The organism is Burkholderia sp. JPY481 (assembly GCF_038900515.1).
GTDB classification, from domain to species: domain Bacteria; phylum Pseudomonadota; class Gammaproteobacteria; order Burkholderiales; family Burkholderiaceae; genus Paraburkholderia; species Paraburkholderia youngii.
Map to the genome: position 1 here is coordinate 1 of NZ_JAYMRT010000136.1, position 503 is coordinate 503.

General features: G+C 56.7%; 2 protein-coding genes. Both read left to right on the forward strand.

Annotated features, from left to right (window positions below; all coding sequences use genetic code 11):
* A partial coding sequence (locus VSR82_RS40015; RefSeq protein WP_498858928.1) for a phosphopantetheine-binding protein occupies window positions 1–221 on the forward strand: 221 nt, incomplete at its 5' end.
* A partial coding sequence (locus VSR82_RS40020) for a hypothetical protein (protein WP_498858929.1) occupies window positions 218–503 on the forward strand: 286 nt, incomplete at its 3' end. The genes VSR82_RS40015 and VSR82_RS40020, both read left to right, overlap by 4 nt.

A 503-nucleotide genomic window follows, 5' to 3' on the forward strand; every position in this document is an offset into this window, starting at 1 on the left:
GTCGGCATGACCACTTCTTCGAGCTGGGCGGTCATTCGCTGCTGGCCGTGCGGCTGCTCAGCCGGCTGTCGCAGATTGCGGGTGTGGAACTGTCGCTGGCGATGCTGTTTGCGCGGCCGGTGCTGGCCGATCTGGCCCGTATGACTGCTATCGCTTTGATCGAACGAGAATTCGATCCTGATGAACTTCGGAACCTGCTTTCTTTGGGAATGCGGACATGACAGATCTAACTAGGATCGAGTTAGAAGATCTCGATATTGATGACTTAACCAAGCTTGTCTTACTTGCCAAAGACAGAAATCGTAATGACGGTGAGCGAAAGCCTAGATTGATACAGACCATAGGCCGCGAAGACGTTCTATTGTTGTCGTTTGCGCAGCAGCGGCTGTGGTTTCTGGCACAGCTGGACAAGGACAGCGCCCGCTACCACGTTCCGCTGGGGTGGCGGCTGCAGGGCAGGCTGGATCGCGCGGCGTGGCGACGCAGCCTCGATCAGCTGTATG